The following is a 1008-nucleotide window of genomic DNA, read 5'->3' on the forward strand; positions in this document are numbered from 1 at the left end:
CCAACAGCATTGTTAGCGTGGAAAAAATTGATGATTACACCATGCGTGTTAATTTAGCGGTTGCACAGAGTCATGATTCTCTGATGGTCATGATTAATATGCCAAGCAATGGCTTCCAACCTCGTCCAAAACACTTTTTCAAAGGTGAGAAGGATGAAAACAACGATGGCATGCCGGATAATTTTGTACGTAAATTCAACTTCAAAGCTGAACCAACGGCAGCACCATACTACCTAGATAAGGTTAAAAAAGGGAAGAGTGTTACCTTTAAGCATGTTGGTGAAGATTGGTGGGGCTACAACAATCGTTACTACAAGAACCGTTATAACGTAGAGAAAGTCCGTATCACAGTTATTCGCGATCCTGACATTGCGATGAAGCACTTCGAAAAAGGTAATCTCGATTACTTTGAAATGGTGCTACCAAGCTTTTGGCACGATAAAACGAACACTGATGTTTACAAAAAAGGTTATATCCAAAAGTATTGGGGATTCAACCAATCACCACAAGGCGCTGGTGGCGTATGGATGAATACGGCAATGCCTTTGTTGGATAATCTTGAAGTGCGCAAAGGCATCATGGCTGCAACAGATTTTGATGGCATGATAGAGAACATCATGCGTGGTGACTACTCACGTAAGCCACATGGTTTGGGCTTTGGTCATGGTGAGTATGACGATCCAAACAACACTCCGCCAAAGTTTGATGTCGATGCTGCGGTTAAGCATTTCGAAAAAGCAGGTTTTGATACTCTAGGTTCAGATGGTATTCGCGTAAACGACAAAGGCCAACGTTTAAGCTTTGCGATTACGTATGGTTACAACTCATGGACACCTCGTATTGCATACTTAAAAGAGCAAGCGAAGCTGGCAGGTCTAGAGTTCACATTGAACTTAGTCGATGGTTCATCTGCGTTTAAGTACATTTTAGAGAAGAAGCACCAGCTGGCATTCCTGAACATGGGATCTGGTGAGATTCCAGCTTACTGGGAGTACTTGCATTCTGACA

At 42.6% G+C, this 1008-nt stretch carries 1 protein-coding gene; it reads left to right on the forward strand.

Annotation, left to right across the window (positions count from 1 at the left end; translation table 11 throughout):
• Positions 1-1008: ABC transporter substrate-binding protein (locus tag R7O12_RS27150; protein WP_318127156.1), on the forward strand; the 1008-nt coding region annotated here is incomplete at both ends.

Source organism: Vibrio sp. Vb1574 (assembly GCF_033338675.1).